General features: G+C 41.9%; 1 protein-coding gene. It reads left to right on the top strand.

All coding sequences use genetic code 11. The features are described 5' to 3' along the window. Positions 1-563 (top strand): M48 family metalloprotease (locus ACFIO5_RS13285; RefSeq protein WP_375705667.1); only part of this gene is annotated, 563 nt, incomplete at both ends.

Here is a 563-nt window from a genome sequence, read left to right as displayed (position 1 = left end):
ACGCTTACAAAAAAAAGCAGAATTGAAGACAACAGAGCGTATATCATCAAATCTTCTCTCTCTCAGTGGAGAGAAAATTCACAAAAGCATCGAAAACAAGCGAAAACTCGCACAATTTTCACGTAATCAGGAACTACAAGCCGATTCGATTGCACTGGAAATGCTCAAACAAGCAGGATATGATCCGTTTTCTTTGCCGCGCTTTCTCCAGTCAATGGCAGCCTATAGCCTTTTTCGTAATATCCCAGGAAGTCAAAATGCTCCCTTAGGTTTTCTCATAACACATCCAACCACCCCGCAACGGATTCGTCTTGCGATAGAAAAAGCACATAAAATCAGTTCAGCAAACACTGGCAACACGGATCGTGATGCTTTTCTCAAGAGTATTGATGGCATGATTTTTGGGGGCAGCCCTCATACAGGTTTTGTTCAAAACAACCAATTTATTCACCCGCAATTGGGCATAACTTTTTCCGTTCCACAGAATTTCATTATAGAAAATTCAGCGCACACTGTTTGGGCTAGCGGCCCAGATAAAATTGCCATTCGTTTTGATGCCATAC

Source organism: Bartonella sp. AA86SXKL, from assembly GCF_042196885.1.
Note: the sequence above shows the minus strand (reverse complement) of the source record. Positions and strands in the feature narration are given on the sequence as shown.